This window comes from Corynebacterium sp. (assembly GCF_012837295.1).
Lineage (GTDB): Bacteria > Actinomycetota > Actinomycetes > Mycobacteriales > Mycobacteriaceae > Corynebacterium.
Map to the genome: position 1 here is coordinate 1 of NZ_DURI01000265.1, position 7,325 is coordinate 7,325.

Annotated in this window: 5 protein-coding genes; 3 read left to right on the top strand and 2 right to left on the bottom strand. The window is 70.5% G+C overall.

Annotated elements, in window-relative coordinates:
* Positions 1–279: 279 nt before the first annotated feature.
* Complete coding sequence (locus tag GX015_RS08710) at positions 280–1,308, top strand: glutathione S-transferase C-terminal domain-containing protein (protein ID WP_291344406.1); 1,029 nt, start codon at positions 280–282, stop codon at positions 1,306–1,308.
* 123 nt (positions 1,309–1,431) lie between these two features.
* Here the strand turns inward: GX015_RS08710 and GX015_RS08715 are convergent, their stop codons facing one another.
* Both GX015_RS08715 and GX015_RS08720 read right to left on the bottom strand, forming a co-directional pair.
* Positions 1,432–2,004, bottom strand: a complete 573-nt coding sequence (locus tag GX015_RS08715) for a DNA-binding protein (RefSeq protein ID WP_291344408.1) — start codon at positions 2,002–2,004, stop codon at positions 1,432–1,434.
* Between the two features lie 9 nt (positions 2,005–2,013).
* Positions 2,014–2,688 carry a TVP38/TMEM64 family protein gene (locus GX015_RS08720; protein ID WP_291344410.1) on the bottom strand — a complete coding sequence of 225 codons (675 nt, stop codon included), beginning with the start codon at positions 2,686–2,688 and terminating at the stop codon, positions 2,014–2,016.
* Positions 2,689–3,063: 375 nt separating this feature from the next.
* On the opposite strand from GX015_RS08720, the gene GX015_RS08725 reads away from it, so the two are divergent.
* Positions 3,064–4,947 (top strand): methylmalonyl-CoA mutase family protein, encoded by a 1,884-nt coding sequence (locus GX015_RS08725; RefSeq protein WP_291344412.1) that lies wholly within the window; start codon positions 3,064–3,066, stop codon positions 4,945–4,947.
* A gap of 8 nt (positions 4,948–4,955) precedes the next feature.
* Positions 4,956–7,220 carry a methylmalonyl-CoA mutase gene (gene scpA, locus GX015_RS08730; protein ID WP_291344414.1) on the top strand — a complete coding sequence of 755 codons (2,265 nt, stop codon included), beginning with the start codon at positions 4,956–4,958 and terminating at the stop codon, positions 7,218–7,220.
* Positions 7,221–7,325 lie beyond the last annotated feature (105 nt).

A 7,325-nucleotide genomic window follows, 5' to 3' on the forward strand; every position in this document is an offset into this window, starting at 1 on the left:
GGCACCGCGACGAGCCCGGCCATCCCGGTTACCAGTCCGGTCCCGGCGCCGCACCGAACCAGGGCGGCGGCCACCAGGGCGATCGGCACGGCAATCACGGCGGTGCAGGGGAGACCTGGCGCCCGTAACCGGGCGGGACCGCTGGAAGGCGGATTGGCCCAGTCGCACAGACCGGAGACGTTGGCCGAGAGCTGACGCACGAAGGCGGCGATCGATCCTCGAATCGGTTGCCGCCTTCACCTCTTGCCGATTGTTGACATATCATCTATAGTCGCGGTCATGACGAACACCGACGACACCAGCAACGCGAAGAACCCGCACGACACCCCGGGCGTCTACGTGGACAAAGGCAAGGACTTCAACCGCGACATGCGCTACATCACCACGCGCATCACGGTCGAGGGGGAAGACGGTTACGAGGTCGAGCCGAACCGCTACCGCCTCATCGCGGCGCAGGCGTGCCCGTGGGCCAATCGCGCGATCATCGTGCGCCGACTGCTCGGCCTGGAGGACGTCATCTCGATGGGCCTCGCCGGCCCGGTGCACGACCCGCGTTCGTGGACCTTCGACCTCGACCCCGACGGCGTCGATCCGGTGCTGGGCATCGAGCGCCTGCAGGAGGCGTACTTCAAGCGCCAGGCGGATTACCCGCGCGGCATCACGGTGCCGGCGATGGTCGACGAGCGCGACGGCGCGGTGGTCACCAACGATTTCGACCAGATCACCCGCGATTTCGCGTCGCAGTGGAAGGAGTTCCACCGCGAGGGCGCCCCGAACCTGTGGCCGGAGGATCGCGCCGAGGAGATGGAGGCCGTGATGAAGCGGATCTTCACCGAGGTCAACAACGGCGTGTACCGCTGCGGTTTCGCGGGTTCGCAGGAGTCCTACGACGCCGCCTACGACCGCCTGTGGACCGCGATGGACTGGCTCGAGGAGCGCTTGGCCGACCGCCGCTACCTCATGGGCGACTCCATCACCGAGGCCGACGTTCGCCTGTTCACCACGCTGGTCCGCTTCGACGCGGTCTACCACGGACACTTCAAGACCAACCGCCAGAAGCTGTCGGAGATGCCGGTGCTGTGGGCCTACGCCCGCGACCTGTTCCAGACCCCGGGCTTCGGCGAAACGGTGGACTTCGACCAGATCAAGGCCCACTACTACGTGGTGCACAAGGACATCAATCCGACGCAGATCATCCCGAAGGGCCCGTCGGAGGACGTGTGGCTGACCCCGCACGGCCGCGAATCCCTCGGCGGCCGCCCGTTCGGCGACGGCACCGCGCCGGATCCGCGGCGCCCGCTTCGTTAGTGCCGCGGGCCGGGTCCCCGGACGGGGCTCGGCATGGCGGCAGCTTTACGACGGCCCGGTGCGCACTCGACCAGTGAGCACCGGGCCCTCTGCCGTCTACGGGGAGAAGAGGGGGGCGGGGCGTCAGTCGCGGGCGGCGCGCTGCAGCAGGTGCACCGCCAGCGACCAGCCGGCTTCCTCGGCGTGCCAGCCGGCGGCCTGCAACCTCTGGTTGATGGCCTGCTTGCTCACGCCGAGTTCCGCCGCCGCCTCGACCTGCGTCCAGCCGGCGCGCATGAGGTTGGTGGCCTCCCGCCCCTCGGGGGACCTGCGGGAGATGACGTGGTGCAGGAGCGTGAAGGCGGCGGCGATGTCGTCGGAAAGCTCCTTGCCCCCGGGATCGCCCGTGCGGATGCGGGCGCGCACGGTGCCCGCGCGCCCGCCCTTGCCCAGCACTCCCGCGGCGGCGACGGCGGCGGCCTCGCGATCGGAGGCGGGGGAGACGCCGATGCCGATGGACCAGTCGCCGGCCGCCAGCAGCGCGAGCGTCAACGTGGTCACCGCGACCGCATCGCGGGGGTGCGCCGCAAGCTCCTCCACGCCCGAGGGCACCACCTTGCCGACGCCATCGAGCCGGGACAGCGCGGCACCCGACGCCCGCACGTGCTCGGCGCGGCGGGTGGAACGTCCCCGATAACGGGCGTGTACGGCGAACATGCCCCGAGTCTATCGTGGTGACTTGACGGAATCGACGACCGGCATCCGCGCGTCGATGACCAATCCGGCGACTCCGACGCACACGAGCAGCGCCGTGATCACGAGGATGCGCGCGTCCATGCCGCCGGCGAGCGCATCGCCGAACAGGACGGTGGCGATGGTGCCGGGCGCGGACCCGATCAGCGTGGCCAGAAAAAACGGCAGCGGGCGGATCGACGACAGCGCGCACGCGTAATTGAGCGGGGCGAACGGCACGGCGGCGATCATCCGCAGCGACGCGACCGCCAGCCAGCCACGGCGCTCGAGCCTGCGGTCGACGTCCATGAGGCGCCGGTACCGCACGAGCAGGCCGCGCGCCCAGTCGCGGGCGAAGAGCCTGACGACGGCCAGCGACACGAGAGCCGACGTGCCCGTGGCCAGCAGCGCGAGCGCGATGCCGGGCAGCGCGCCGAACAGGATCCCGGAACCCAGCGTGAACACCGTGCGGGGCACCGGCAGCTGCGTGAAGCCGACGTAAGCCAGGAAGAAAACCACCGGGAACCACGATCCCGTAGCGTCGGCCCACCCGCGGAGCTCCTGCATCGTGGGCACGTCGACGACCCACACGACCACGGCGGCGGCGATCCCCAACGCCAGCAGCGCCAGCGGGCGGGCCGCGCGGGGGCGGGAATCGGTTCCGGACACCGGGCCGAGGTTACCCCCGTTCGCGCCGGGGAACCGCGCGGCTCACCCGACACGCCGGGAAACGGGCGTCGTAAAGCCCGAAGATGCCGGTACCGGACACGATTGCCGGGCCGAAATGCGCATTCCGGGGGTGGAGCAGCATACCCGTCGGAGGCTATTGCCGGAGCCTAATTAGTATTGGAACGGTGACCGGCTCACAGCGGGCGAACGGTGCTGTAAAGCGCCGGAATCCGTGGCCGCCGGTTTCCGTCAATTCAAAAGCGACATCCATGCCCGGACCGCTCCGGCCACCCCGAATCGCCTTCGCGAAGGCGGCGTCGGGGGCGTCGGCGGGCCGGGTTCGGGGCGCATGACAAGCAAGGGAGAAGGTCCGCCGTGACTGACCGAACGGCCACCAATGCCGCCGGGACCGCGCTTCCGCCAAACTTCGAGGAGCAGCAGGCCTCGTGGTTCAAGGCAGTTGCCGGGGTGTTTGCCCGGGTGCGGAAGCAAGACGTCTCCGACGTGCCGTTGGACGTCTGGAAGAAGCTCAACACGACCACGTACGACGGCGTGGAAGTCCGCCCGCTGTACACCCGGGCGGATGATCTGGCGGAGGCCCCGGCCCCCGGCCAGTTCCCGTTCACCCGTGGCGCGCGCCTGCGCGACGCCGACAACGCCGGTTGGGGCGTGCGCGAGACCTTCGGCCGCACCGGCTCGGGTTCCGCCGCCGAGGTCAACGAGGCGCTGATCAACGCCCTGACCAACGGCACCTCCGCCATCCGCCTCGACCTGCGCAACGGCCTGACCGCCGCGGACCTGCCCGCGGTGCTCAAGGGCGTGTACCTCGACCTCGCGCCGATCGCGCTCGAGGCCGGCGACCAGGTCGCCGAGGCCGCCGACGCGCTGTTCGCGCTTGTCGACGAGGCCGGCGTGAAGGACCCCGAGGCCCTCGACATCGAGCTCTCGGCCGCCCCGCTGACCAGCAAGTACACCGATGCCGCGGAGATTTCGCTGGAGAAGGCCGTCGAAATGGCCGTCGCCAACGCGAAGCGCCCGGGCAACGTTCGGACCCTGCTGGTCGACGGCGTCGCCTTCGCCAACATGGGCGCCTCCGACGCCCAGGAGGTCGGCTACGCACTGGCCGTCGGCGTCGCGTACCTGCGCGCCCTCACCGGGGCCGGACTGAGCACGGAGGAGGCCCTGGACCAGATTTCCTTCCGGTACTCGGCCACCGACGACCAGTTCAACACCATCGCGAAGTTCCGCGCCGCCCGCTCCCTGTGGGCCCGCGTCGCGGAGGTCGCCGGCGCCGCCGACCACGGCTCCGCGCCGAACCACGCCGTCACCGCCCCGGTGATGTTCTCGCAGCGTGACCCGTGGGTGAACATGCTCCGCGTCACCGTCGCCGCGTTCGCCGCCGGCGTCGGCGGGGCCACCACGGTCGAGGTGCTGCCGTTCGACAACGCCATCAAGGGCGGCCAGCCGGGCGTGTCCCGCTCCTTCGCCGCCCGCATCGCGCGCAACACCAACCTGCTGCTCCTGGAGGAGTCGCACCTGGGCTTCGTCGCCGACCCGGCCGGCGGTTCCTACTTCGTGGAGGAACTGTCCGACGAGATCGCCGACAGCGCGTGGAAGGTGTTCACCGACGTCGAGTCCTACGGCGGCATCGAGACCGCCTACGACCACGTGCGCGAGAACATCGACGCCGTCTTCGAGCAGCGCCGCGCCGACATCGCGCACCGCCGCACCAAGGTCACCGCGATCAACGAGTTCCCGAACCTGGCCGAGGCGCCGCTGGCGCCGGAGGCCCGTCCGGTCGACGAGCGCGTCCGCCGCTGGGCCGCCGATTTCGAGGGCCTGCGCAACCGCTCGGACGACTTCCTCGCCGAGCAGGGCCGCCGCCCGCAGGTCGCGATGCTGCCGCTGGGCCCGCTGGCCAAGCACAACATCCGCACCGGCTTCACCGCCAACCTGCTGGCCTCCGGCGGCATCGAGGCCCTCAACCCGGGCCAGGTCGTGCCGGGCGAGGACGCCTTCGACGAGGCCGCGAAGTCCTCGCCGATCGTCGTGCTGTGCGGCGCCGACGGCGAGTACGCCGCCTCCGGCGCCGAGGCCGTGAAGGCCGCCCGCGCCGCCGGCGCCTCCGAGGTGCTCGTCGCCGGTCCGGAGAAGATCTTCGCCGACGCCGAGGGCGACGCCCGCCCGGACGGTTACCTGACCATGAACATCGACGCCGTCGCGGAGCTCTCGCGGCTGCTGGACTCCCTGGGAGCGTGAACGGACCAATGACCACCATCCCCAGTTTCGCGGACGTGCCGCGGACCGACGCGGACGCCGCCCCGGCTGCGCCCGCCCAGGCCGACGCCGCCACCGAGACGTGGACGATCCCCGAGGGCATCGACGTCAAGCGCGTCTACGAGCGCGCCGACCGTGAGGCCGCGGCCGCCGAAGGCCACCCGGTGGACTCGTTCCCGGGCCTGGCCCCGTTCATGCGCGGGCCGTACCCGACCATGTACACCAACCAGCCGTGGACGATCCGCCAGTACGCCGGCTTCTCCACCGCCGCCGAGTCCAACGCGTTCTACCGCCGCAACCTGGCCGCCGGCCAGAAGGGCCTGTCGGTCGCGTTCGACCTGGCCACCCACCGCGGCTACGACTCGGACAACCCGCGCGTGACGGGCGACGTCGGCATGGCCGGCGTGGCCATCGACTCGATCTACGACATGCGCCAGCTGTTCGACAGCATCGACCTGGGCGGCGTGTCCGTGTCCATGACCATGAACGGCGCGATCCTGCCGGTGATGGCGATGTACATCGTCGCCGCCGAGGAGCAGGGCGTGCCCACCGAGGAGCTGCGCGGCACCGTGCAGAACGACATCCTCAAGGAGTTCATGGTCCGCAACACCTACATCTACCCGCCGAAGCCGTCGATGCGGATCATCTCGTCCATCTTCGAGTTCACCTCGCTGAAGATGCCGAAGTTCAACTCGATCTCCATCTCCGGCTACCACATCCAAGAAGCCGGTGCGACGGCCGACCTGGAGCTGGCGTACACGCTCGCCGACGGCGTCGAGTACATCCGCGCCGGCCTGGACGCGGGCCTGGACATCGACAAGTTCGCCCCGCGCCTGTCCTTCTTCTGGGGCATCTCCATGAACACGTTCACGGAGATCGCCAAGCTGCGCGCCGGCCGCATCCTGTGGGCCGAGCTCGTCGCCAAGTTCGATCCGAAGTCCGACAAGTCCCGTTCGCTGCGCACCCACTCGCAGACCTCCGGCTGGTCCCTGACCGCCCAGGACGTCTACAACAACGTGGCGCGCACCGCGATCGAGGCCATGGCCGCGACCCAGGGCCACACCCAGTCGCTGCACACCAACGCGCTGGACGAGGCGCTGGCCCTGCCGACCGACTTCTCGGCCCGCATCGCCCGCAACACCCAGCTGCTGCTGCAGCAGGAGTCGAACACGGTCCGCCCGGTCGACCCGTGGGCAGGCTCGTACTACATCGAGTGGCTGACCAATGAGCTGGTCAAGCGCGCCCGAGCGCACATCGAAGAGGTCGAGGAGGCGGGCGGCATGGCCGAGGCCACCGTCGAGGGCATCCCGAAGCTCCGCATCGAGGAGTCCGCGGCCCGCACCCAGGCCCGCATCGACTCCGGCCGCCAGGCCCTCATCGGCGTGAACAAGTACCAGGTCGAAGAGGACGAGGAAATCGAGGTCCTCAAGGTCGAGAACTCCCGCGTCCGCCAGGAGCAGAACGAGAAGCTCCAGCGCCTGCGCGCCGAGCGCGACGAGGAGAAGACCCAGGCCGCGCTGCGCGCCCTCACCGAGGCGTGCCGCAACCCCGGCGAGCCGGGCGACCTGGACAAGAACCTGCTGAAGCTGGCCGTGGACTGCGCCCGCGCCATGGCCTCCATCGGCGAGATCTCCGACGCCATGGAGGAGGTCTTCGGCCGTCACCAGGCCGAGATCCGCACGCTGTCCGGCGTGTACAAGGACGAGGTGGGCAAGGAGGGCACCGTGTCCAACGTCGCGAAGGCCATCGCGATGGCCGACGAGTTCGAGGCCGAGGAGGGCCGCCGCCCGCGCATTTTCCTGGCGAAGATGGGCCAGGACGGCCACGACCGCGGCCAGAAGGTCGTCGCGTCCGCGTACGCCGACCTGGGCATGGACGTCGACGTGGGACCGCTGTTCCAGACGCCGGAGGAGGCCGCCAAGTCCGCGGTCGACGCCGACGTCCACGTCGTGGGCGTGTCCTCGCTGGCCGCCGGCCACCTGACCCTGGTGCCGGAGCTGCGCGCCGAGCTGGCCAAGCTCGGCCGCGAGGACATCATGGTCGTCGTCGGCGGAGTCATCCCGCCGGGCGACTTCCAGGAGCTCTACGACGCCGGCGCCGCGGCGATCTACCCGCCGGGCACCGTCATCGCCGACGCCGCGATCGACATGATCGGCAAGCTGGCCGCCGATCTCGGCCTGGAGCTGAAGTCCGGCTCCGCCGAGGACGTCGACGCCGGCGAGGCCGAGGGCGCGTACGGCGGAGTCGACGAGTAGGAGACTCCGCGCCGGCGGCGGGTCGTCGCAAAGCGACCGCCGCCGGCCGGCACGTGAGCCGCGCGTGCGCGCGAACCGGACGCGGGGTCGCCGTCATCGGCGCCC